This window comes from Skermania sp. ID1734 (assembly GCF_007489285.1).
In the GTDB taxonomy this organism is placed as follows: Bacteria; Actinomycetota; Actinomycetes; order Mycobacteriales; family Mycobacteriaceae; genus ID1734.
Genome location: NZ_VLIY01000008.1, coordinates 100595 through 124798 on the forward strand (window position 1 = coordinate 100595; position 24204 = coordinate 124798).

Here is a 24204-nt window from a genome sequence, read left to right on the forward strand (position 1 = left end):
CGAATTGGGTACGCAAGTAAATCAACTAGGTCCCGACAGCGTCGTCGTTGTCACCGGCGCATCGGGAGGTATCGGTCGGGCCGCGGCTCGCGCGTTCGCCGAAAAGGGCTGCTCCGTAGCGCTTTTGGCCCGCGGCGAGACGGGCCTGGCGGCGGCGGCCGATGAGGTGAAGAAGCTCGGTGGCCAGCCGTTGGTGATTCCGACGGACATGGCGGACCCCGAACAGGTCGAGAGCGCCGCCGAACGCGTCGAAAACGAGCTGGGACCAATCCTGGTGTGGGTGAACGTCGCGTTCACTTCGGTTTTCGCTCCGTTCGACGAGATATCACCGGCGGAGTTCAAGCGCGTCACCGAGGTGAATTACCTCGGCTTCGTGTATGCCACCATGGCGGCGTTGCGGCGGATGCGTCCGCGTGACCGCGGCACGATCGTCCAGGTCGGTTCGGCGTTGGCGTATCGCGGAATTCCGTTGCAGAGCGCGTATTGCGGTTCCAAGCACGCGATTCAGGGTTTCAACGAAGCGCTGCGCTGTGAACTGCTGCACGAAGGCGCCAACGTGCACACCACGATGGTGCAGATGCCGGCCGTGAACACTCCGCAGTTCTCCTGGGTGCTCTCGCGGCTACCGCGGCAGGCGCAACCGGTTCCGCCGATCTATCAACCGGAGGTTCCGGCGAAGGCCATCGTCTACGCCGCCGAGCATCCCACGCGTCGCGAATACTGGGTCGGCGCAAGCACTGTCGGCACGCTGGCGGGCAACGCGCTCGCGCCCGGCTTGCTCGATCGATACCTTGCCCGCACCGGATTCTCCTCGCAGCAGACATCGGATCCCCGGCCGGCCGACCAACCGGCGAACCTGTGGGAGCCCGCCGACGGCACTGAGGGCCACGACTTCGGGGCGCACGGGATCTTCGATAGCAAGGCAACGTCGTCGACGAAACAAGTGTGGGCATCGCAGCACCACGGTTTGCTGGCGTCGGCGGGTGCAGCTGGATTGGCGGCGGTTGCCGTCGCGGCGCGGCAACTGCTGCGGTGATCCCCCTCGACGCGGTGCGAATCAGCCTGGGGACGGCGGAGCTTGGCCGCCCCCAGGCCTTCACCCAGCGGCTGGCTCCGGACGCCAATCCGACCACTGCGGCGGTGGTGCTGCGGGTGCTCGGTGCCCGGCACGTCGTGCAGGGTGCGATCAGCGCGCGCGTGGGCGACCGCGCGCTGTACCGGTTGGGTGCGGGTGTGGACGTGTTGCACGCGCTGAGCATGGTGGCGGTCGCGGTGGCCTCGCCGCGCTGGCGTCGGGCCGCGGCCACCGACGCGGTCGTTGCTACCGCTTTCGCTGTGGTCGGTCGGTCACTGTCCGGTTAATCCATGAATGGGGTTTGTTCCCCTGTGTCAGTGGATAATTCGACCTTGTGAGTCAGCGGGTGCCTCCCGTTCCGACGTGGGCGCTGATTTCTGCAGGGACAGCGCCCACGGCGTTGGTCGCCACCTCGGTGGCTGCGCACCTCATGCGGCACAGTGCCTACGACCCGTGGACGCAGACCATGAGCTATCTGGCCTCAGGCGGCAGCGGACGCTGGGTGATGACGGCGGGTTTCGTTGTTACCGCCGTGTGTCACGTCGTGACGTCGGCGGGGCTGCGGATTGTGCAACCGGTTGCGCGCATCGACCTGGCGCTGGCGGGAGTCTGCGGAATCGTGATCGCCGCCTTCCCCGTACCCCCGGGTGGTATGGCGCCGATACACCTCACCGCGTTCGGAATCGGTGCCGGTCTGCTGGCGGTGTGGCCGCTTCTGACGGTTTCTCGCGAACCATCGGCGCTGGTGCTGCGGCGCGCCCGCGTCGCGATCGGGGGGACGCTCGCGCTGAGCGTGCTGCTGGCCTGGTTGGTCTACGAGGCGCGCGACGGTGGTTTGGTGGGCCTCGCCGAACGGGTGGATGCGGTGGCCCTGACGCTGTGGCCGCTAGCCATGGTGTTCGTCTCGCGCCGCGCGGTCCGGGTCGATGCTGGATTGGATGTCGAGACGTCCGGCGCCCTCACCAACCTGTTTCCGTCGCGTGCCCCAGTGACGGACATAGCCGAGCCACGAGATCGCTACCACGACGAACACGGCGATCCGAACGGCGCCCGCCGCGTCAGACGGGTACAGGACACCCGTCACATAGGTCGCGATGAAGCCTTTGGAGGATAGCGGTGTCATGCCGCCGGCATCGCGCGCCCAGCGTTCGAGATCGGTCAGTGGACACTCGAAGTGGGCGAGGGTGATCGCGACGCCCCAGGCGGCCACCCCGATGTGCGCGACGATGGTTGCCCGCCAGCGCCAGGCCAGGAACCCACCGAGAACCAGATAGAACAAAAACGCGAAGTGTGCCGCGACCGCAGCGACGACGATCGCCTCGTACACCCTCGCTCCCTTCGCCGGGTTCGCTATCCGTCCTGTGCGCCGCCCTGTGCGCCGCGTCTCCCCCCTGTGCGTGATTTTTCACCGCCCGCGGTGAAAAATCACGCACAGCACGCACAGCGGGGTGGGCGGTGGGGTTGTTACTGACTGGCCTTCGCCATGGCGTCGGGCAATTGGGCGCTGTCGAACTCCGGCCCGGTGGCGTTGGTGGCATCGGTCGTCCGCGAGACGCGAGCTCCCTGGTTGTACACCAGGTATCCGCCGAGTGCGCCACCGATACCGATCGCGCAGTTGCCCAGCAGGGTAAGGGCTTTCGCGCCGATGCTGGCGGGATTCTTGCGGCGCTTGCGGTACGACGTCGCCATGATGGCGATGCCGGTGCCGTTGCTGACGGCGTGCACCAGTCCCACCCGGCGCTGGCGGGTGTTCAGCGTGGACCAGTCTGCCCAACCGGTGGCAACCACTGCTGGCACGCTGAGCAGGCCGAGCCCGGTCAAGGTGCGGGCCCCTTTGTGCGCGCCGGTCATATCCAGTGCCGTCACGCCGAGCCAGGCGCCGATCGGGATCCCCACCAGCATCGGATGGGCGGCGTGGCCGAGCCAGTCGCCGCGTAGCGCCTCGCCGGTGGAGTTGTCGAGCGCGGAGCCAATGGTGTTGCGCAGGCCGTTGCTGAGTCCGTCGACGGCGGAGAGGTCTTCGATCTTCGCGAGCAGGTCACCGATGTTGTTCATGGCCTCCTGGGTACCCGGGCGGGCCCGCATTATGTCGTGAGGATCTGCGGGGACAGCACCTTCAGCATGGCGTTCGCCCAGCGCTGCTGGCGCAGGGTCTCGGGATGGCAGCGCTGGGAGAGTTCGAGCAGATCGACGTGCTTGGCCGACTGTGCCGCTTGCGCGAGCAGTTCCCAATCGAGCGAAACGCCGGCGGCGACCCGGTGGACATGGCGCAGGTCCAGCAGGAGCAGCAGTCCGGGCTCGGGTCGGCGGCCGATCACCTCAGCGACCTTCTCCTGCATGCCAGCAGTGATCGGCTCGGTCCGCGGAGACTCCTTCAGATTCAGCCCGTAGCCGCGACCCGCCTCGGCGAGCAACTTGACGTGCTCCTCCGACCAGAGCGCGATGTCGTGGGCCGTGTACCAGATTTCGTGGTCGGTCTTGTGCCGTGCCGCCATCGTGTACAGGTCGCGCGCGAGCTTGCGCTCCGAGCGGTGCAGTTCGCGGATGGCGAGATCGAGTTTCATGTGCCGGCTCCATTCCGCAGCGTCTCCCGGGCCTGGGCATCTGGGCCGCCGGTGGTCGGCGGAATCGAGTCATCGACGGGTGCCGACGCAGCCGTGGTCGGCGCGGGCGCCGGCGAATCACCATGCTGGGCGAGGCGGATCCGCGCGGCGGCCGTCTTGTAGATCGGCTGTTTGGACGCCGGGTCCCAATCCGTGATGGTCAGTTCGTTTGCGGCGCGGTCTTTCTCGCCGTCACCCTCGGCATCCCAGTAGCCGTAGTGGAACGGGACGAACAGCACCCCCGGCCGGATCGCCGTGATCCGCGCCTTCGCGCGCAGGGTGGCTCGCGGCGAGGAAACCTCGACCAGATCGCCCTCGGTGATTCCGGCCTGCTTCGCATCCGTCGCTGACATCTCCACCCACACGTCGGGCGCGGCGGCCTGCAGCTGCGGTGCCCGAGCAGTCTTGGTGCGGGTGTGGAAGTGATACAGCGTGCGGCCGGTGATCAGCGCGTACGGGTAGTCCGCGTTGGGTGGCTCGTGCGGCGGAAAGTAATGTGCCGCTTTGATGATCGCCTTGCCCTGTGGGTTCATCGCCCGGTAGGCGGTCTCCTCGACCGGCGCTCCGGTCACCAGGTCCTTGCCGTAGGACTCGCAATAGTCAGGATGCGCCCAGAACCCGCCGTTCTCGTACAGCCGTTCTGTGCCGTCGGGGTTTTCGTCGTTGCAGGGCCATTGGATACCGGAGCCGCCCCGCAACTTCTCGTAACTGATCCCGGTGTAATCGCAAGGGCGCCCGGCGCTGCAGCGCTGCCACGCCGCGAACGCGGACTCGGGGTCGTGCCACGGGGGAAACGGCTTGCCGTCCTTGTCGCGGAAGTCCATGCGCCGCGCGTAGTCCAGGAAGATGTCGAGGTCGGCGCGCGCGAGCCCCGGCGGTTCGATGGCTTTGTCCGAAAGATGGACCGTGCGGTCGACATTGGTGAAGGTGCCGGTCTTCTCACCCCACGTCGCCGCGGGCAGCACGACGTCGGCCAGTTCGGCGGTTTCGGTGCGGAAAATGTCCTGCACCACCAGAAACAGCCGGTCCTGGGCGAGAATCGAGCGGATTCGGCCAAGCTCGGGCAGTGACACCGCGGGATTGGTCGCGCTCACCCACAGCATGCGCAACGAGCCCTGCTCCGCGTAGCGGAACATCTGCATCGCGTGCGTGGGCGGGGCGAAGTGCGGGATCTTGTTGATCTCGAGATTCCACAGGTCGGCAAGCTCGGCGATATGGGAGTCGTTGGACCAGTTACGGAAAGCGGCCAGATCGCCGTCCGCCCCGCACTCGCGAGTGTTCTCCGCGGTCGGTTGCCCGTTCATCTGCAAGACGCCGCAGCCGGGTTTGCCGAGCATGCCGCGAATCAGGTGTACGTTGTTGACTTGCACGGACGCGGCAGTGGCCTGATGAGACTGGTAAAAGCCCTGCAGCACAGTGGAAAGCAGCCGTGGCGCCGTGCCGATCAGCTGCGCCGCCCGCTGCAGGTCGTCGAGTGGTACGCCACAAATGTCGGCGACCCGCTCGAGCGGGTAGTCTGCAATCTGCTTGCGCAGCTCGGCAAATCCGACAGTGTGATTGTCGATGAAGTCGGTGTCGATCCAGTCGTTGCGGATCAGCTCGTGCAGCAGGCCGTTCATGAGCGCAACGTTCGTTCCCGGCATCGGTGCCAGATGCACTGTGGCGCAGCGGGCGACGGGTGTCGGGCGCGGGTCGACGCAGACGATCGCCGGAGGATTGTCCCCGGCCAACCGGTCGAGAATCCTTTCCCACAAGACGGTTTGGGTCTCAGCGACGTTGTGTCCGTACAACGCGATCACGTCGGCGTGGTCGATGTCGGTGTAGGAGCCGGGCTGGCCGTCGCAGCCGAACGACTCCTTGAGTGCTTCGGCGGCGGTTGCGGTGCACAGCCGGGTGTTGCCGTCGACGTGGTTGGTGCCGATGGCACCGTGCGCGATGGCGCCGAGGGTGTAGTACTCCTCCAAGAAGAGCTGGCCCGAGGTGTAGAACCCGATGGCGCTCGCACCCTGCTCGTCGAGTAACTCCTTGGTGCGCGCAACGATTCGGTCCATCGCGGTGTCCCAGTCACTTTCGACGAGCTTGCCGTTGGTGCGGACCAGTGGAGTGGTGAGCCGCTCTCGAGAGTTGTTGGCCTGCCAGCCGAAAAGATCCTTCGGACCGAGCCGGCCGTGGTTGACCCGGTCCACGGCCCGGCCCCGGACACCCACGATCCGGCCGTTCTTGACGGCGATGTCCATCGCGTCGCCGTTGGAATGCAAGATCGACGCCGACTGCACCCACGCGTCCACGGCGTCGGGTTCGATGCCGTCGGCGAGATATTCATCGATGCGGATCGGCCACTCTTTACCGGGTTCGTACGGTGTGCGGCTTCCCCATGGCATCGCTATGCGGTCACTGGTACCCACGAGCGAGGAGGTACCCGGCGATTGTCCGGTAAAACGTCAGCTGACCCGCACGCTCAGGTTCAGCCGCTTGCGCATCCGCACGCTCGTGCCATTTTCGGACGGTTCCAGCTCGACGTCGTCCATGAGCCCGCGCATGAGAAGTAGCCCACGACCGCGCAGGGTGCTGATCTCGGGCGGTCGCCACCAGCCGTTGTCGGTGACCGTTACCGTGCATTCGGCGCCGGTCATGCTGGCGGTGACAGTGACACGCGCGGCGGCGGAATCGATCCCGGTCTGCCCGGCCGACGTGGTGAAGGCGTGTTCGATGGAGTTCGTGCACGCTTCCCCTACCGCGATGAGTATCGCGTGCGCGTCGGCTGCCTCGACGTTGCAGTCGGTCAGCCACTCGCGCAGACGGTTTCGGGCGGGCGCCAGTTCCGTCGGCCGCGGCGCGAAAGCGATGTGCAGCTCCGGCGGCGGCTGAAAGAGCAGCAGCGCCACGTCGTCGTCGAAACCGATGGCTGGAGCCAGTTCGGTCATCAAGACGTCGGCAAGCTGGTGCACCGGCAAATCACGCTGTGCGCACAGCAGATCGGCGGCAGCGGCGATGCCCTCGTCGAGCAACTCGCCCCGGCGCTCGACCAGTCCGTCGGTGTAGATCAGCAGCACCGAACCGGGCTCGACCGGCGCGATCGCCACCGAGCGAGCGGATCGCCGGCGCAGCGCCAGGGCTGGTCCGTGTCCGCCGGTGAGCAATTCGGCGGTGCCATCGGCGCGCGCGAAGACGGCCGGGGGATGGCCGGCGCTGCTGTACGTGACGGTGTTGGCGGACAGGTCGAGAACCGCGCAGAAAACAGTCGTGCACATGGCGCCGGGTAGTCCAGCCGCGAAGTGATCAAGGGCCTCGAGGGTCTGATCTGGTGCCGACGTATTGAGCAAAACCGCGTGCGCGGCGCTGCGCAACTGCCCCATGATCGCCGCCGCTTCGAGGCCGCGGCCCACACAGTCGCCGACCACGATCCCGATTCGCCGGCCCGACAGGTGCACGATGTCGTACCAGTCGCCACCGATCTCCAACGGTCGGGTCGCGGGCTCGTACCGGACGGCAAACCCCGGCGGCAGCTTGGCCGGACCGAGAATGGCGCGCTGCAACTGCAGGGCGGTCTCGCGCTCCTGATCGCTGTGGTGCGCGCGGCGCAGCGTCTGCCCGATGTGGCCGGCCAGAGCCGCCAGCAGGCTGGCGTCCGCCGGGCCGAGCCGGCGCTTCAGGGCAAGTTCGATGAGCAACACCAAGACGCCCTCGGGATGCTCGACGGAAATGCCTACCTGGCGTGCGCCGAGGGTTTGCGCATCGAGCGGCGTACGGCGCCGCAACTCCTCCAGCGCCTCTCGGGTGGCGTCGGGCAAGGCAGCCCATTCGACGTCGCCTTGGTAGCTCGACAACACCTTGTGCGGCTTGGCATCCTTCACGCCGCCGTGGAAGTCATCGGCGAAGATGGCCGCAATAACACCCTTCGCCCGCCACAGCGCGGCGAGTTCCTCGAGCGACCAGGTCAGCGCCTCGGTGACGGTCGAAGCCTCGGCGAGCCGGGTGCCCAGATTGGCCAGTGCCGTTTCCCGAAGCGTCCCATAGTGTTCGACCGTGACGTCGCGTAGTGTGCCGACGCCTTTGAGTTCACCGGTTTCCGGATCGATGACCGGTTTGACGGATGTGGCGATCCACAACCGACGGCCATCGCGATGGTCGAGCGGCACCACTTCTTGATTGCTTGCGCCGTTTTCGGCGATCCGGGCCAAGGCGGCTTGCAGCTCTTCGAACCCTTCCGGGTCGGTGTCGGGGTCGGGCCACCACGGATGCGGCACCGCGTACGGCAACCCGTCGACGCCGTAACCGAGCAGGTCGGTGAAGGTCGAATTGATTTCGATGACGGTGCCGGCGGCGTCGGCGACGAAGAAGCCCTCCTGCAGTGAATCCACCAGGGCGCTGCGCCAATTCGCGTGCCGCGAGCGCATTCGGGCCAGTTCCACGTTCGCGCGGGCGCGCGCCAGCAGGTCCGCGGCCGAGAACGGTTTGACCAGATAATCGTCGGCGCCGGCTTGCAAACCTTCGATGGCGGACTCTTCGCCGGCGCGGGCGGAGAGCAGCAAGATCGGCACCGCCGCGGTGCGCGAGTCGGTGCGCAACGCGCTGACCAACTCGAGGCCGTCCAGCCGCGGCATCATGACATCGCTGACGATGAGATCCGGCGGATCGGCGCGGGCGGTGTCGAGCGCCTCGGCCCCGTCCGCGGCCAAGCGCACCCGATACGCCGGGCTGAGCAACCGACGCAAGTAGTCACGCATGTCGGCGTTGTCGTCGGCGACCAATACCACCGGACGGTCGACGGCCGCCGCGGCGGTTGGTGCAGCAGGCTCGAGCTCCGCGACCGGCGCGGGCTCGGCGACGTTCGGCCCCGGATTCCATCGGAGTGCTTCCTGCACAAAGGGTTCGGCTGTCAGACTGATCGACTGACCGGGCGCGTGCACGGCGGTGTCCGGTGTTACCACCGCTTCCGGAGGCAGGTGGCCGCTGCCGTAGTGGAGCTGAATCGTAAAGGTAGTGCCGACATTTTCCGCGCTGTCGACGCTGATGGTGCCCTTGTGTAGCGCGACGAGTTCGCCCACCAGCGCCAGGCCGATTCCGCTGCCCTCGTTGGATCGCGACCGTACGTTCGCAATGCGGTGGAAACGTTCGAACAGGCGAGGCATTTCGGATTCGCTGATCCCGATGCCGGTATCCGCCACCGAAACCACCGCGTGCTTGCCCTCGTCGCGGACGCGTACCGTGATGCCGCCCGTGAAGGTGAACTTCAGCGCGTTCGAAATGAGGTTGAGCACCACCTTTTCCCACATCGCGTGGTCGAGGTAGACCGGCTCCGGCAATGGGGCACAATCGATGTCGAGCGTCAGTCCGGCCCGGTCGATGGCCGAACGAAACACACTGGCCAGTTCGGCGGTGGTCTCCGCCAGGTCCACCGGCTCGTAACGGGCCTGCATGCGGCCGGCTTCGATGCGGGAGAAGTCCAGCAGTGTGTTGACGAGCTTGCCCAGCCGTAATCCGTTGCGGTGGATCATTTCCAGCGCTTCATGCGCCTGTTCGTCAGCGCCTTCGCAACGGGCGCGCAGTTCTACGACCGGCCCCATGATGAGCGTCAGCGGCGTCCGGAACTCGTGGCTGATGTTGGAAAAGAAAGTGGTTTTCGCGCGGTCGAGTTCGGCAAGTTCTTCGGCCCGGCGCTGCTGGGCCTGATAAGCAATGGCGGCATTGATCAGTGCGGCCGTCTGGCGGGCGACGAGTTGCAGGAACGCCTGGTAGCTCTCGCGCATCGCGCGGCCGGCGCTGGCGGCCAGCACTATCACTCCGATCGGATCCTGGCCGGCATCCCCGACGAGCGGCAGCACCATCGCCTCGGCCGGTGGGGTCGGCCATCCACCGGCGGGCAGCGGCCCGAATTGTTCGGCCACTCCGGACAATACGGACGCCTCACCGCTGCGCAGGACCTCATCGATGGGCCATCCGCGGTCCAGCGCCGAGACGGCTATCTCGCGTCCGGACGGCGGAGTCACCGATGCCAGGTGCAGCTGCGAACTCTCGTCGCGAAGGTAGATCGCTGCGTACGGCACGTCCTTGCGTGCTCGGTCGAGCGCGGCAGCCACCAGGGTGCACGCCTCGTCGACGTCGTGGGCGGATCCGGCCTGCGCGCCCAAGTGGTGCAGCGCAGCGAGCCGCCGCTCGCCCACCACCCGCTCGGTGGTGTCGCTGACTGCCGTGAAGACCCCGCGGACGGTTCCGTCGTCGTCATGCAGCGGGCTGTAGGAGTACGTCCAGTAGGTCTCTTCCCAATAGCCGTGGCGCTGCATCGGCAGCAGCAGGTCCTCGGACCACGTGGCCCGGCCGGTGTTCATCACCGAATCGAGCATCGGGCCGATGGTGTGCCAGATTTCGGTCCACACCCGCTCGCCGGGCTTGCCGAGCGCCGGGTGCTTGTCGCCGAGCAGTGGCAGGTACGCGTCGTTGTAGAGGAAGCGCAACTCCTCGCCCCACCAGACGATCATCGGAAAGCGCGACGTCAGGCAGATGCGCACGGCCGTTTGCAGCACGGATGGCCATTGGTCGGGCGCGCCCATGTCGGTGTCGGCCCAGGCAAAGGCGCGCATCCGGCGGGTCATTTCGCCGTCGCCGGGAAAGACGAGATCGTCCGGACCGGGCTGACTCTTTGCGGTCGCGCCAGACTCTGTCACGTGGGTCACAGCCTCCTTTTCTAGAGCAACCACACACCATGCCTGCGCGCTGGTCAATCCCGATGGTCGCGCACCGTGACGCCGGCGTCCGATGCCGGTTACACACGGGAATAAATTGGGTAGCCGGTGCCCGTAGCGACGTGTGCGCGTCTGGTTCGCACAGATCTGTAGTTCGCACGGAAGGGAGTCACGTTCTGATGGGCATCTCCAGCGGCGCTGTTTCCGAGGTGGAGCAGGTAGTCGATCGCGCACTGTGGGACGTCGCGCACGGCCGGTTCGAGCGCTCACTCTCCGGTCTGACGGCCTTCGCCGCCGTGGTGACGACCGCCGAAATCTACTTGGAGCACTACAAGGCCAGCTTCGGCAACAAGTGGATGTGGAGTCCCGTGGTGGTGACCCCACCGGTCGTCGTGGCCGGCATCGGCGGGGTGTTCTCCCGCAAGTGGGCCAAACGCTGGCTGCCCATCACCGCGGGGATCTACGCGGCGAACGGGCTCGCGGGCGAATACCTGCATGCGCGCGGGGTTGCCCGCAAGCCGGGTGGTTGGCGCAACGCGAGCTACAACGTGCCGATGGGCCCGCCGATCGCGGCTCCGGGATTGATGAGCATCGTCGGGGCCATGGGCCTGCTGGCCGCGGTACTGCGTCGAGAAGGCTGAGGTGGTGGCGATGCGAGACCTGTCCACCCCGGGCCACCTCCCTAATCGCCGTCCCGACCGGCGCGCGGAACATCCCGGCTGGCTGCCCAGGCAGCGGCGCGGGACGACACCTCAAATGATCGGGCGCTACCCGGATTTCGACGTCCTCGAGACCGCCGAGCACTGGGACGAGGCCACCCGGAAGGTGGTGCTTGCCCGGCTCGATCCGCCGGGCCCGCTGCGCTTCTTCACCGCCGACGAGCAGCCCACCGCCCGGTCCTTCTGCGACACCGTACTGGCACAGGACTGCGAACCGCGGATACCGGTGCTGGAGATGGTCGACACCAAGCTCGCCGACGGCAAGCTCGACGGGTATCAGTATGCCGACATGCCTGACGACCGCGACACCTGGCGGCTCACGCTGCGCGGCCTCGACGAGACAGCACGTGAAAGTGATGCAGCCACTTTCGCAGATGCGCCCGACGAGGTGCGCGAGGACATCATCGACCGTTTCGCGCACGCCAAGCTCTCCGGCGGTACGTGGGAGCAGCTCAACGTCTCGCGCGCCTGGTCGGTGTGCATGCGAATGGTACTGAGCGCCTTCTATTCTCATCCCTGGGCCTGGAACGAAATCGGGTTCGGCGGACCGGCATATCCGCGGGGCTTCATGCGGATGGGCGGGTTGGGAGTTCTCGAGCCGTACGAGTCTCCGGGTGCCTACAACACCGACCCGGCACGGGACGGTGATCAGTGATGAAAGACGGCTGGCGGACGCGGCTCGCCGGAGTCCTCAAGGGCTCGGTCGCCCCGGAAGACAACGACTCCCGTTTCCTACTCGATGTGCACCGCCGCGACCTGCCGGGCGAGGCGACCATGCGCCGCTACGACTGCTCCGACGAGGTCGACCTGGTGATCGTCGGCGCGGGCGCGGGGGGCTCGGTGTTGGCGCAACGACTTGCCCGGGCGGGTTGGCGCATCGTCATCATCGAGGCCGGCCCGTTCTGGCATCCCGACGAAGACTGGGTGTCCGACGAGGCGGGCTCGCATTCGCTGTACTGGACGCAGAAGCGGATCATCGGCGGCTCGGACCCGATCGAGTTGGGCAAGAACAACTCCGGACGTGGCGTCGGCGGGTCGATGGTGCACTATGCCGGCTACTGTCCGCGCTTTCACCCGAGCGACCTCGAAACCTACACCCGCGATGGTGTCGGTGCGGACTGGCCGATTTCCTACGAGGACATCCGCGCCCACTACGAACGGGTCGAACGCGAACTACCCGTGGCGGGGCAGGACTGGCCGTGGGGCTACCCGCACCGGTATCCCTTTGCGCCGCATCCGATCTCCGGCGCGGCGGCCCGGCTGTGGGAGGGCGCCATCAAGCTCGGCGTCGAGATGCGCGTCGGGCCGGTAGGAATTGTCAACGGTACCTTCGGAAATCGGCCACACTGCATCTACCGCGGTTACTGCCTGCAAGGCTGCAAGGTGAATGCCAAGGCCAGCCCGTACGTCACGCACCTGCCGGATGCACTGGCCCACGGCGTGGAGGTGCGGGCGAACTGCATGGCCAACCGGATCGAACTCGACGAATCGGGCCGGGCGCGTGGCGTCGCCTACGTCGACGAGGACGGCAAGACCCAGCGGTTGCAACGTGCGAAGGCTGTTGCGGTGGCCGGGTATTCGATCGAGACGCCGCGGCTGCTGCTCAACTCCGCGACCGCCGGCTTCCCGAACGGCCTGTGCAACAACGAAGACCAGGTGGGCCGCTACGTCATGGTGCAGGGCGCTACCCAGACGGCGGGCCGGTGGGGCGAAGAACTCCGCATGTACAAGGCGCCACCGCCCGAAGTGTCCTCGGAGCAGTTCTACGAGACCGACCCCAGCCGCGGTTTCGCTCGCGGCTTCTCCATCCAGACCGTGTCTCCGTTGCCGATCGGCTGGGCCGAGCACGTCCTCGCCGACGGTCACTGGGGCAATTCGTTGCGCGAGTACATGCGCGACTACAACCATTGGGCGACGGTCGGTGTGCTCAACGAGTTGCTGCCGCAGCCGGAGAACCGGATCACGCTGGCCGACGAAACCGACCAGTACGGCATCCCGGTGGCGCGGATGGACTACTCGTTGTGTGACAACGACAAGGCCAACATGGCGTACTCCACCAAGGTCATCACCGACCTCCTGCATGCCGCGGACGCACAGGATGTCTTGACCATTCAGCGCTTTGCCCACCTCATCGGCGGCATGCGGATGGGCACCGACCCGAGCAATAGCGTCGTGGACTCCGATCACCGAACCTGGGCGGTGCCCAACCTGTTCCTCGCGGACGGATCGGTGTGCCCGACGCAGGGGAGCGCGAACCCGGCGCTGACGATCATGGCGTTGGCATCGCGGCTAGCCGAACGCTTCATCGAGGGCAAGATCGATCCGCAACGCTCGGCGCGCCACGGCGCGGCGGTCGGCTGAGCGGTCCTGGTGGGGGGCGCGCATGCACGCGATTTTCGAAGAGTTCATCAACGACTGGCGCTGGCTCCCATACCTGTCGGTCATCGTCATCGCCGGTCTGATCGGCTACCTCACCAAGGTCGTCGCGATCGAGATGATGTTCAAGCCGATCGATTACTTCGGCGTCCACTTGGGCCCAATCCCGTTGGGTTGGCAGGGCATCATTCCGATGCGCGCGGCCCACATGACCAGTGTGGCCACCAACAAGATCGTCGGTGACCTCCTCACTCCGGAGGAGGTGTGGTCGCGGATAAAGCCGGACCGGCTGGTGGAGGAAATTCGGGAGCCGTTGATGACGCAGATCGACGCGATCTCTCAGGAAGTGGCCGCGACGATGGCGCCGGAGGCATGGGCGAATATGCCGGGGCCGGTAAAGGATCGGCTGCTTGCCCGGATCCGCGAGCGCGCGCCGGAGGCAATCCGCGATGTGATGGCCGACGTGGGCAACAACGTCGAGGAGATTCTCGACTTGAAGGCGCTGACCACGCGCAAGTTGGTGTACGACAAGCGGTTGCTGCAGCGGATTTTCCGTAAGGCCGGCAAGCAGGAGTGGCGGTTCATCCGCGGGTTCGGCGGTTTTGCCGGTCTCGGGATCGGCGTGATCCAGATGGTGCTCTATCTGGTCACGCATATACCGCTGATCAACCCGGTCATGGGTGCGCTCAATGGTTTCTTGACAGACTGGTTCTGCATCAAATTTCTGCTGTTCGAGCCGAAGCGGCCCAAAAAGTATTTCGGCCTCATCACCTGGCAGGGACTGTTTCTGAAATATCAGCAGGAAGTGTCCGAGGAGTTGGCCAACATTGTCGCCGACAAGGTCATTACTGCCGAGGCGGTGATCGAAACGATCATGCTCGGCCCGAAGTCGGACCGATTCTTTTTGATCGTCGAAAAACACATCGGGAACATGATCGAGGACGAACTCGGCATGGCGGCGCCCGCGGTCAAGGTGATGGTCGGCCAGGCCAATTTCGACAAGGTCAAGACGTTGATGGCCGAGCGCACCATGGTGAAGTTGCCCAAGGCGATGCGCGGGGCCGAGGATTACATCGAAGAAACCCTCGACATTCGCAAGACATTCGCCACCCGCCTGGCCGAATTGCCGCCGGAAGAATTCGAAGGGATTTTGCGTCCGGCCTTCCACCAGGACGAGTGGACACTGATTTCCACCGGCGCCATCCTCGGTGCCGTGGCCGGGCTGTTGCAGGACGTGGTGCTCGAAGTCGCCGACATCAGTTGCTTGTCGCTGCGTTGCGAATAGCAGCCGGAGGAATGGCGACGCCGACAATCGAGAGGAACTGACCATGGACCGAGTCAGCGGGCCGCATGAATTGCAGCCGGTACCGATCAAGGTGTTCGCCCAAGATATCGTCCGCCGCCTCGGATACACCTCGACCAGGCTGCGATACATGCCTGTCGAAAGCCTGGAGTTCGCAGGCAGGTTGGTGCCGTTCGGTCTGTTGCGGCGGCCGATCGCGATCACCGAGGAAGTGCTCCGCCAGGTTCTCGACGTCGGCGCGGAAGATCGGCCCGAGTCGGAGATCTATCCGGGGGAAAGCCACGGCGACGAGGCCTTCACCGCGCCGCCCGACGCCCATGCCTCGGTCCGCTCGATCGTGCAGGAACTCCTCGATCGGTCGATTCGGCAGAGCCCGGGCCAGGCCAAGGAGGCGAACTACAAGCGCTTGTTGCTGCAGCTGGTTCCCGATGAGGCGCGCATTCTGCACGGTCTGTCCGATGGCAAGCCGCGGGCGCTGATCAATGTGGGCGTCGGCACGCTCGGCGGGTCAGCCGATCACCTGGTGGGTCATTACTTTTCCTCGGTCGGTAGCGAAGTGGGGGTGCGCTGTCCCGAGGCGGTGCCCGACTATATCGAGCATCTGTTGGATCTGGGACTGGTCGAGACCGGCCCGGAGGACGAGTCGCTGCGCGAACAGTACGAGATCCTGCAAACCTATCCAGAAATCGAAGAGGCCGAAGCGGACGCGAAATCCGAGGCGGCCGGAGTGACCAACAAGCTCCGCTTGAAGGCGACGCAGATCGAGAAACATACGGTCTCGATCAGCCAACGGGGCAAGTCGCTGTGGGACTATGCCCATCCCGACACCCATACCTTCACGATTGCCGAGCAACGCGGTGAGCCGGAAGTCGACATGAGCCACGACCTGCCGCCCGAACCCGAGTGACCGAAGCGACGTTCAGGACGCGGTTTCCTTGTCGGCCGGGTCCAGATCGGCGAGCCGATGCGCCGATTCCAGCATCACCGCATGCACGAAGGCTTGCGGGACGTTGCCGCGCATCTGGCGCTGATCCACGTCGTACTCCTCGGTGAACAGCCCGGGCGGCCCACACGCGGCGCGGTTGCGCTCGAACAGGCGTAACGCCTCGACATCGTTGCCCTGCTGATGGGTCGCCCACGCCATGACGTATCCGCACAGCAGGAAGGCGCCCTCTGCGTCCGACAGCGGCCGCGGGTCTTGCCGGAAGCGGTAAACATAACCGTCCGCGCACAATTCGCGACGAACGGCGTCCAGGGTGGCCAGTGTCCGCGGATCGTTTTCCGCGACCGCGCCGCGGACCAGTGGGATGAGCAGCGCCGCGTCCACCCGGGTGTCGTCGGGTGCGCGCTGCCAGCGCCCCGTGCTGTGCAGGCACTCGCTGGACGTGTCGGCGACGATGACATCGGCCAGGTGATTCCAGACCGCGGCTTGTGGTGCCGGTGCGACCGCGCCCACCGCGCGCAGCCCGGCCGCGCAATTCAGGCGGGAGTGTGCCCACTTGGCGTTGTCGATTTCCCAAATGCCGGCATCTGGTTCCTGCCAACGCTTCTCGATGGCCGACACGGTCGCCTCCACGGCGTGCCATTGGACTACATCGAGCCGGTCGAGGCGGGCGCCTTCCGCGAAGAGCAGCAGCGCATCCCCGAAGACATCGAGTTGGAACTGCTTGTTCACCCAGTTGCCGGTCTTGGGCCGCCCGCCCGGATAGCCCGGCAGCTCGAGGTGCTCCTCGTCGGGCACGGGATCGCCCGACGTGGTGTAGGCCGGCTTGAGATCAGGTCCGTCGGTGAGGATGCGTTCGGAAACGAACCGCAGCGCATCGTCGAGGAGCGGATGCCCACCGGTAGCCGCTACGGCGATGCCGGCGTAGCACTGATCGCGGATCCAGGAGAAGCGGTAGTCGTAGTTGCGGTCACGGTGCGCACGTTCGGGAAGGGCCATGGTGGGAGCGGCCACCATGCCACCACCGAGCTTGGTCAACCCGCGCAGCACGGCGTAGGAGTGCGCCGAGTCACGGTCCGCCAGTGTGTTTCTCATCAGCGGAACCGACTTACGCCAGGTGTGGGCGGTGGCCTCCCACGCGGCGACAGGATCGACGGGCGGTTCGGTGAGGGCATGATCGGAAATCTCGAGCACGAGGTCGTGATGATCGCCCTCGGCCACGTCGATCTCGACCTGCAACGCTCCGTCATCCTCGATGCGCGCGTCCGCCGCCCCGGACAGCCGGATGTACAACGGCCCCGAGCGCATCCTCCACACGCCGTTGTTGTTGTGTGGCCTGGTCATTCGGTAACGACCGAAGTCCGCGCGGACGTCCAGCTCAGCCAGGACGTGGGCGTCGCCGTTGACCGGCATCACCCGCCGCAGAATCACCGCAGTATGCGGATCACCCGGCAGGGCCAACGCTTCCCGCGTCTCGACGATCGCGTCGTCGCTCACCCAGCGGTTGTGCCAGATGAGTGAGCCATCTTCGTAGCGACCGCCCCACACGAACCGAGATGCGGTGGGACGCAAGACGAAAAAGCCGTCGCCGCCGATGAGCGTCGAGAAGACACCGGGCGAGTGCCAGTTCGGTGCGCACATCCAGGAGATGTTGCCGGTAGGCCCGACCAGCGCCCCGCGCTCACCGTCGGCGATGAGGGCGTACTCCCGCAAGGAATGGGGATGGAAGACCCGGTTGCTGGGTTGTGAGGCCGCGCGCCGGGCCACTCGACATCACCTCCGCAGAATCGTCATTTCGGTTTTGTATACGCCCCTACATGTTTCGCTCGCATCAGTAATAATGCCGTCGGCCGCCGACAGCGTGGCCGAGGTAGCCGAGCAGCCAGAGGATGGCGCCGATGACCAAGATGATGATCCCGATCGTCCACAAGATCGAGATCTTGAAGAGGAAGCCTAAGATGAGCAAGATGATGCCGAGGACAATCATGGGGACTCCTTAGTCCGGTCCGCGCGGGCGCCCCGCGTAACCCTAATTCCCAAATCGCCTCAGTGATAAACGCCACAATTGGGCGATACGGCTCACCCGCTGCGCTTGCTGTGCGAGTCGGTGCCGTGCGCGAAGGATGCGGATTCCGTGCCGCGCTGGGGGCTGGACTGGCGTTGCAGGCGGGGGAGGGCGCGCTCGAGATCGTTGATGAGCAGGTCCGCCATATCGTGTGAAAATCCGTTGCGCACCACGATTCTCAAAACCGACAAGTCTTCCCGGTTCTTCGGGAAGCTGTACGCCGGTACCAGCCATCCGTCTTCCCGCAGCGCCGCCGAGACGTCGTACACGGAGTAGCCGGTTTCGGCATCCTCGAGCGCGCACGCGAACACCGGGAGCTGGGTGCCGTCGGTGAGCAACCGGAACGGGCCCAGTTCTTTGATGCGCCGGGCCAGGTCGGAGGCGACCTCCCGGCTGTACTGCTGGACGCGCTCGTAGCCGGCCCGACCGAGTCGGACGAAGTTGTAGTACTGGGCAGCCACCTGGGCGCCGGGCCGGGAGAAGTTGAGCGCAAAGGTGGGCATCTCGCCGCCGAGGTAGTTGACCTTGAATACCAGTTCTTCTGGGAGCGCACTCTTGTTGCGCCACACCACCCAGCCCACGCCGGGATAGACCAATCCGTACTTGTGTCCGGAGGTATTGATCGACGCGACCCGAGGCAGCCGGAAGTCCCAGACGAGGTCGCGGTCGAGGAAAGGCGCGATCATCGCGCCGGAGGCGCCGTCGACATGCACCGGAATGTCCCAGCCGTGGTCCTGTTGCAATTGGTCCAGCGCCGCGCAGATCTCGGCGACGGGCTCGTAGCTGCCGTCGAAGGTGCTGCCCATGATGGCGACCACGCCGATCGTGTTTTCGTCGCAGTATTTGACGGCTTCCTCCGCCGTCAAGTGGAACCGCTCACCGTCCATCGGCACCAGCCGTGGTTCCACCTCGAAATAGTTGGCGAACTTGTCCCAGCACACCTGAACGTTGATGCCCATCACGATGTTCGGCCGAGACCCATTCGGATTGTTTTGCTGCCAACGGCGTTTGAGAGCGAGCCCGGCCAGCATGCAGGCCTCGCTCGACCCGGTGGTCGAGCAACCGGCCGGATCGTCGGGATCCTCGGCGTGCCACAGGTCGGCGAGAATGCGCACGCACCGTTGTTCGAGATCGGCGGTGCGCGGGTACTCGTCCTTGTCGATCATGTTCTTGTCGAAGCATTCGGTCATGAGCGTCCGCGCTTGCGGCGACATCCAGGTGGTGACGAACGTGGCCAGGTTCAACCGCGCGTTCCCGTCGAGCATCAACTCGTCGTGCACCAATTGGTAGGCGACCTCAGGGGCCAGTTCGGATTCTGGAAGTCGGTTGCGCGGCACGTTTCCTGGCTCGCGGGCGAAGATCGGGTTGAGCGACAGGTCGGTGCGGTCGACGGAGTCGGTGTGCGTGTGATGCGGCAAGGGCATGGTCCGTCCTCAGGTGTGTGCGGATCGCTGGTTTCTTTGTGATGCAGCGGCTTTTTCGCCGAGCTGGTCGAGCGTCAGCAGGTGTGCCGGCGGTCGGTCGAGAATCACCCTCGACGTGACATTCAACTGGCCGTCGACGTGCAGTAACTCACCGGATTGCAAAGGGCGCCAACGAGGGTCTTCGTCCATTTGCTCGCTCGCGACCACCACGGCCGGATGGCGGGCCAGTTCGGCGCTGCGGGTGCGGACAGTACCGGCGGGGCTGGCCTGGTCGAGATGACGGCCGCCGCGCACCCCACCTGCCGCCCGCTCGAGCACGTTCAACTCGTGCGTGTCCGGATAGCGTAAGGCCCAGAGGTCGGTCGACGTAGTCAGCACCAGGTTGACCGCGAACACGGGCAGGTTCTCCGAAATCCATTGCACTGCATCGGCAATGCCCGCCCCCACGTCGCCGTCATGGCGGTCGGTGCGCTGGGTGATCAGCGCGAAGACCCGCTCGGAATCGGTGTCGCCGTCGACCAGGCTGCGGTAGTCACCGAGCTCGGCGTCGAGCCGGTCGAGCCCCTCCACCACGCCGTTGTGGGCGAACAACCGGCCGTGCTGGCAGAACGGATGAGTGTTGCGCGGGTTCAGCCCGCCGGTCGACGCGTAGCGAACATGGGCGATGAAGGTGGTCGACTCGCGCTCCTTGGCTTCGCGCGCGAACCGCATGTCCTGGTAGGCCGCGATCGGTTGCTTTTCCACCCGCGGGGACCCGTCGGGCGCGAAGGTGCCCAACCCGGTGCCGTCGGGTTCACGACGGCTTTGCTCGGCCAGGCTGTCCGGTGCTTCCAATAACCAAAATGTGGCATGGACCCGCTGCGGTGCCGCGGACATACCGAAGAGCCGACACATGCTGCAGGCTTACCACAATTGCCCGCAAACTATCCGTGACCGGTCAGCAACTCGGTCGCGTCCCGGTATACGTCGACTGGGTCGATGTCGGATACGAAGGACGCGCTGTGCGAGCACGGTTGCGCGGCGTCGGGATCGGCGCATGTCCCGCAAACCGGACAGTCTGTGCGCCAACTGATCCGCGCCCGGTCCACAAACCTTCCCAGCGGGCCGACGGTGAGCATGTTGACGATCCAGAAGATGCCGACCGTGGGCGTGCCGAACGCGCGGGCCACATGGCGCGGCCCGCTGTCATTGGCCAGTACCACCGCGGCCGCCGCGAGGGCTCCGCACATCCCGGCGTAGCCAAGACCGGTGAAACCGCGAATGTAGCCGCGCAGCACCGCGGGAAGCAGATCGCCGGTGCGGTTGACGACCTCGTCGACGAGTGGTTGCTCAGTCGGCGCGCCGATCACGGCCACCCGGTAACCGTCGCGTACCAACCGGCTTGCGACGTCGGCAAAACACTGCGGCGGCCACCGCCGGCGCGGGTCGCGGGCGCCGGGGTGCAGTACTACCAGTTTCTCTTCGCACCAACGCAGTACGGGCTGCGCCTCGTCATAGTCGTTCGGTGCCAGCCACATTCGTGGCTGCAGCCGCACCGGCGGCGCACCGGCCAGGCCCGCTACCTCCAGCCAGCGCAGCACCTCATGCTGATCGCGTCGGTAAGCCAGCCAGCGGGTGAGCGCTTCCGCGTCGGGGGTCTTGGTGCCGACCGTGTAGACCGGGTTCATTCGGTTGAGAAAACGGTTGGACCATCTACCGCCGCCGTGCACTTGCACGCCCAGATCGATGGGCTCGGTGGGCAGTTGGCTGCGTGGAACGTCATCGGGAATCGTCTGGCCCGGGGGTTCGTAGACGCCGCGGGCCGCAGGCAGCCCGACCACCCGGTGCACCGGTCGCATTCGGCCGCGAAACAGCGCGACGGTCCCCGGTTCGCACATCAGCGTGATCTGCGCGCCAGGGTAGGCGGCCGCCAGCGCAGCCAGCGCCGGCTCGGCGGAAAGCACGTCGCCGATGCCGCCACCGCGCACGACGGTGATCGCCCCGACGTCGGGGAATTTGTCGCAGACCGGCCCGATTGCGCAGGCGTCGGTGTCGAAGAGGGTCACGGTGTGGCGTATTGCCGCGAGTGCTTTCGCCAAACTCGTTTGCCGCGCCGCTCAACGGGAAGTGCTCGTCGGAAAGCGACACAAAGAAGGTGATGAATGTGGGCGGCGGCGCGGACGAGATCTCGCTGAGTGGCCAACGAGTTGCCGAGGTGCTGGCAGCGGCGGTGCACGTGGTGGTGGTCGGCGACGTGGTCCTCGACGAATGGATTTCCGGCGGCTGTGACCGGCTGTGCCGCGAAGGGCCGGCGCCGGTGCTTGACGTCACCAGTCGCACGGTGGCCGCGGGAGCTGCCGCGAACACTGCCGCCAATCTGGCAGCACTCGGTGCTGGAACGTCGATCGTGACCGCGGTAGGTGCCGATGGCGCCGGGGAAAGACTGCTCGCGGTGCTGGGCCAGCACGGCGTTGATTGCCGCCACGTGCTCCGGTTGCCGACCGCGACGACGCCCACCAAGTCGCGGGTGCTGTCCGACGGGCGGTTGCTGGTTCGGATCGACGAGGGCGCGCCGCAGCGGGCGGTGCCGGAGGTCGAGCTGCTCGAGCGCCTGCGGGCGGCGGTCACTGGGCAGCGCTGCGATGCCGTGCTCGTATGTGACTACGGCCTTTCCGTCGTGAGTCCGGCGCTCCGCGCGGAGATCGCCCGGCTGCGGCCCCGGATCGGACTGTTGGCCGTCGATGCGCATGACCTGCGGCCGTGGTCGTCGGCCTGCCCAGACGTGGTGCTGCCCAATGCCGCCGAGGCCGCGGCGTTGCTCGGTGTACGAGCAGCGCAGGAAGATTCGGGGCGCGCCGCGCAGTTCGACCAGCGGCGCCGCGAGTTGCTGGACGTCACCGGCGCCACTACTGCCGTGGTGACGCTCGACCGCGACGGCGCCATCGTGCTGAGCGGGGACGAGCCGATCCATCAGACCTGGGCGCGCCCGGCGCCCAACGAACACGCGGCGGGTGCGGGAGATACCTTCGCCGCGGCGAGCACCATCGCGGCCGCGGCTGGTCTGAGCTGGCCGGCCGCTGCTGAGATCGGACAGCTCGCGGCCGACGTGGTCACCCACCGGCCGGGGACGGCGGTCTGCACGCAAGCTGAGCTGCTGCAACGACTTTCTGGCCAGGACGAGCGGGTGGTCGGCATCGATGAGCTGGTCGAGACGGTTGCGCAGCACCGCCGGCTCGGGCACCGAATCGTGTTCACCAACGGCTGCTTCGACGTGCTGCACCGGGGACACGTGGCCTACCTCAACGAGGCGAAATCCATTGGCGACGTGCTCATTGTCGCGGTGAACGACGATGCGAGCGTGCGCGCGCTGAAGGGCGCGGATCGACCGGTCAATCCGGTCGCCGACCGGGCAGCGGTGCTCGCTGCGATCAGCTGCATCGATTACGTGACAGTGTTCGGCGGCGATACGCCCGCAGACGTGATCCGCGCACTCCAGCCAGACATTTACGTGAAGGGTGGCGACTATCGGCCCGAAATGCTCAGCGAGACAGCCATAGTGCGCAGCTACGGGGGACAGGTGCGGATGCTCAGTTACGTACCGGACCGGTCGACGTCCACGCTGATCAAACGGATCAGGTCGCAGCGCGAACCCGCAGTGGCAGCCCGAAATGTGGGTACAGATCCGGCGGGGTATGGAACCGGGTGACGGCGCCGATCTGTCCCCTGCTCGGGGTTAGCACGAATATCCCTGCCGGGCTGGCGAACTCGTCGTCCACGCCGGCCTGATAGGCCGCGAGTGCGGGGAGGTTGTTCGCCTGGGTAGGCAAGAGAATGATGCGAATTCGGTCCCGCGCACGGTAGGCCAACGCGGCCGACCAGAATTCCCGAATGGCCGCGATCCCGTCGTAGCGGTGCGGCGCCGGCGGCATCGTCAACCAAGCGTCGTCGGTGAGCAGTTCGACGGCGGCATCGATGTCGGCGGCGGCGTAGGCGTCCGCGAACCGGCGGGCGATCTCGGCGTCGGCGGATCTGTCGATGCCACCGTGCATTTCGGGCTTGTGCTGGGCAAGTGTGTTGCGGGCGCGTTGCAGCGCGCCCTTGACTGCGGTCGGTGTGGTGTCGAGCATCGCTGCAACCTCGTTGGTCGAGTAGCCGAGCACGTCACGCAGCACGAGCGCCGCCGTTTGCCGGGGCGGCAGGTGCTGCAATGCGGTGATGAAGGCCAGCTCGATGGCGGCGTGGCTCTCGTAGCGCGCCTCGGGACCCGGCGCGGGATCGGTGATTTCGTCGAGCAACGCGTCCGGATAGGGCTGCAGCCAGGTCAGCGCGTCGCGGCTGGTGGGCTCGGGCGGATCGAACGGTGGGGTGGGCTCCGGCGGTCGACGGCGACCGGAGCGCAGCGCATTGAGGCACCGATTGGTGGCGATGCGGTACAGCCACGACCGCAATGACGCCCGCTGCTCGTATCGTGGCAATCCCTGCCACGCGGCGAGCAGCGTCTCCTGTAGCAGGTCCTCTGCGTCGGTGAAGGAGCCGAGCATCCGGTAACAGTGCACGTGCAACTCGCGCCGGTAACCGGCCGTCAACTCGGCGAAGGCCTGCTCGTCGCCGGAGCGAGCGCGGTCGAGCAAGTCGGTCTGCACGGTATCGATGGTGCCACGGTGCGGGGTATCCACACCTGGCGCCGGGTGGTTCGGTGCCGAGGTATACACACTCGTATCCACACCTGGCGCCGGGTGGTTCGGTGCCGAAGTGTACACACCCGTGTACACACCTGCGGTGGGGTAGTTCGGTGCCGAGGTATACACACCCGTGTACACACCTGCGGTGGGGCGGTTCGGTGCCGAGGTATACACACCCGTGTACACACCTGCGGTGGGGTGGTTCGGTGCCGAGGTGTACACACTTTGTACACACCGTGTGCGGCCTCGGCCTCGGCCTCGGGCCTCGCGCTCGAGTGACTTTCTTTTCGGCGCACCGTTCCGTTTGCGCTCCCGCCGGTGTCTTAACAAGTAGCAACCAACACCCCACTAC

Annotated in this window: 19 protein-coding genes and 1 pseudogene; 9 read left to right on the forward strand and 11 right to left on the reverse strand. The window is 66.2% G+C overall.

Annotated features, from left to right (window positions below):
- The first annotated feature begins 4 nt into the window (after positions 1–4).
- From FOS14_RS11810 to FOS14_RS25210, 3 genes are read left to right on the forward strand one after another with little or no spacing between them, the layout of a single operon-like run.
- Positions 5–1036 (forward strand): SDR family oxidoreductase, encoded by a 1032-nt coding sequence (locus FOS14_RS11810; protein ID WP_143770738.1) that lies wholly within the window; start codon positions 5–7, stop codon positions 1034–1036.
- Positions 1033–1362, forward strand: coding sequence for a hypothetical protein (locus FOS14_RS11815; RefSeq protein WP_143770740.1), 330 nt, complete (start codon positions 1033–1035; stop codon positions 1360–1362). Before FOS14_RS11810 ends, FOS14_RS11815 begins: the two co-directional genes overlap by 4 nt.
- Positions 1363–1421: 59 nt before the next feature.
- Positions 1422–2189, forward strand: coding sequence for a DUF998 domain-containing protein (locus tag FOS14_RS25210; RefSeq protein WP_255450286.1), 768 nt, complete (start codon positions 1422–1424; stop codon positions 2187–2189).
- Here the strand turns inward: FOS14_RS25210 and FOS14_RS25215 are convergent.
- The 5 genes and pseudogenes from FOS14_RS25215 to FOS14_RS11845 form a co-directional block, all read right to left on the reverse strand.
- Positions 2133–2402 (reverse strand): annotated as a pseudogene (locus FOS14_RS25215) (DUF2784 domain-containing protein); the annotation flags it as partial. The gene FOS14_RS25210 and the pseudogene FOS14_RS25215 overlap by 57 nt on opposite strands.
- A 137-nt stretch (positions 2403–2539) precedes the next feature.
- Positions 2540–3130: a DUF2231 domain-containing protein gene (locus tag FOS14_RS11830; RefSeq protein ID WP_185981735.1), complete on the reverse strand. Its 591-nt coding sequence runs from the start codon at positions 3128–3130 to the stop codon at positions 2540–2542.
- Positions 3131–3159: 29 nt separating this feature from the next.
- Positions 3160–3639 (reverse strand): hypothetical protein, encoded by a 480-nt coding sequence (locus FOS14_RS11835; RefSeq protein WP_143770746.1) that lies wholly within the window; start codon positions 3637–3639, stop codon positions 3160–3162.
- Positions 3636–6059, reverse strand: coding sequence for a molybdopterin oxidoreductase family protein (locus FOS14_RS11840; protein WP_185981744.1), 2424 nt, complete (start codon positions 6057–6059; stop codon positions 3636–3638). The genes FOS14_RS11835 and FOS14_RS11840 overlap by 4 nt, the downstream gene beginning before the upstream one ends.
- 60 nt (positions 6060–6119) lie before the next feature.
- Positions 6120–10343, reverse strand: coding sequence for a SpoIIE family protein phosphatase (locus FOS14_RS11845; RefSeq protein WP_255450261.1), 4224 nt, complete (start codon positions 10341–10343; stop codon positions 6120–6122).
- Positions 10344–10540: 197 nt separating this feature from the next.
- Here FOS14_RS11845 and FOS14_RS11850 point away from each other — a divergent pair, with 197 nt between their 5' ends.
- The 5 genes from FOS14_RS11850 to FOS14_RS11870 are packed head-to-tail and all read left to right on the forward strand — an operon-like array spanning position 10541 to position 15666.
- A complete protein-coding gene (locus FOS14_RS11850) occupies positions 10541–11002 on the forward strand; it encodes a hypothetical protein (protein WP_143770750.1) in 462 nt (153 codons plus the stop codon).
- A 10-nt stretch (positions 11003–11012) separates the two neighbouring features.
- Positions 11013–11735 carry a gluconate 2-dehydrogenase subunit 3 family protein gene (locus FOS14_RS11855; RefSeq protein ID WP_143770752.1) on the forward strand — a complete coding sequence of 241 codons (723 nt, stop codon included), beginning with the start codon at positions 11013–11015 and terminating at the stop codon, positions 11733–11735.
- On the forward strand, positions 11735–13441 hold the full coding sequence (locus FOS14_RS11860) for a GMC family oxidoreductase (RefSeq protein WP_143770754.1): 1707 nt from the start codon (positions 11735–11737) through the stop codon (positions 13439–13441). Before FOS14_RS11855 ends, FOS14_RS11860 begins: the two co-directional genes overlap by 1 nt.
- 22 nt (positions 13442–13463) lie before the next feature.
- Entirely contained in the window at positions 13464–14741 is a 1278-nt protein-coding gene (locus FOS14_RS11865) for a DUF445 domain-containing protein (RefSeq protein ID WP_143770756.1), read from the forward strand.
- 43 nt (positions 14742–14784) lie between these two features.
- A complete protein-coding gene (locus FOS14_RS11870; RefSeq protein ID WP_143770758.1) occupies positions 14785–15666 on the forward strand; it encodes an Abi-alpha family protein in 882 nt (293 codons plus the stop codon).
- A 12-nt stretch (positions 15667–15678) separates the two neighbouring features.
- Here FOS14_RS11870 and FOS14_RS11875 read toward each other — a convergent pair whose 3' ends face one another.
- The 5 genes from FOS14_RS11875 to FOS14_RS11890 all read right to left on the reverse strand — a co-directional run bounded on the left by FOS14_RS11875 (position 15679) and on the right by FOS14_RS11890 (position 21236).
- Complete coding sequence (locus FOS14_RS11875) at positions 15679–17469, reverse strand: glycoside hydrolase family 15 protein (protein ID WP_255450262.1); 1791 nt, start codon at positions 17467–17469, stop codon at positions 15679–15681.
- 64 nt (positions 17470–17533) lie between these two features.
- Complete coding sequence (locus FOS14_RS24735) at positions 17534–17689, reverse strand: DUF6131 family protein (protein ID WP_185981736.1); 156 nt, start codon at positions 17687–17689, stop codon at positions 17534–17536.
- 92 nt (positions 17690–17781) lie between these two features.
- Positions 17782–19191: a glutamate decarboxylase gene (locus FOS14_RS11880; RefSeq protein WP_143770760.1), complete on the reverse strand. Its 1410-nt coding sequence runs from the start codon at positions 19189–19191 to the stop codon at positions 17782–17784.
- A 9-nt stretch (positions 19192–19200) separates the two neighbouring features.
- Positions 19201–20085: a class II glutamine amidotransferase gene (locus FOS14_RS11885; protein WP_143770762.1), complete on the reverse strand. Its 885-nt coding sequence runs from the start codon at positions 20083–20085 to the stop codon at positions 19201–19203.
- A gap of 29 nt (positions 20086–20114) precedes the next feature.
- Positions 20115–21236, reverse strand: a complete 1122-nt coding sequence (locus tag FOS14_RS11890; RefSeq protein ID WP_143770764.1) for a glycosyltransferase family 9 protein — start codon at positions 21234–21236, stop codon at positions 20115–20117.
- Positions 21237–21256: 20 nt separating this feature from the next.
- Between FOS14_RS11890 and rfaE2 the strand changes: the two genes are divergently transcribed.
- Positions 21257–22876, forward strand: coding sequence for a D-glycero-beta-D-manno-heptose 1-phosphate adenylyltransferase (gene rfaE2 / locus FOS14_RS11895; protein ID WP_255450263.1), 1620 nt, complete (start codon positions 21257–21259; stop codon positions 22874–22876).
- Here rfaE2 and FOS14_RS11900 read toward each other — a convergent pair.
- Positions 22803–23813 carry an RNA polymerase subunit sigma-70 gene (locus FOS14_RS11900; protein ID WP_143770766.1) on the reverse strand — a complete coding sequence of 337 codons (1011 nt, stop codon included), beginning with the start codon at positions 23811–23813 and terminating at the stop codon, positions 22803–22805. The genes rfaE2 and FOS14_RS11900 overlap by 74 nt on opposite strands.
- Between the last annotated feature and the right edge of the window lie 391 nt (positions 23814–24204).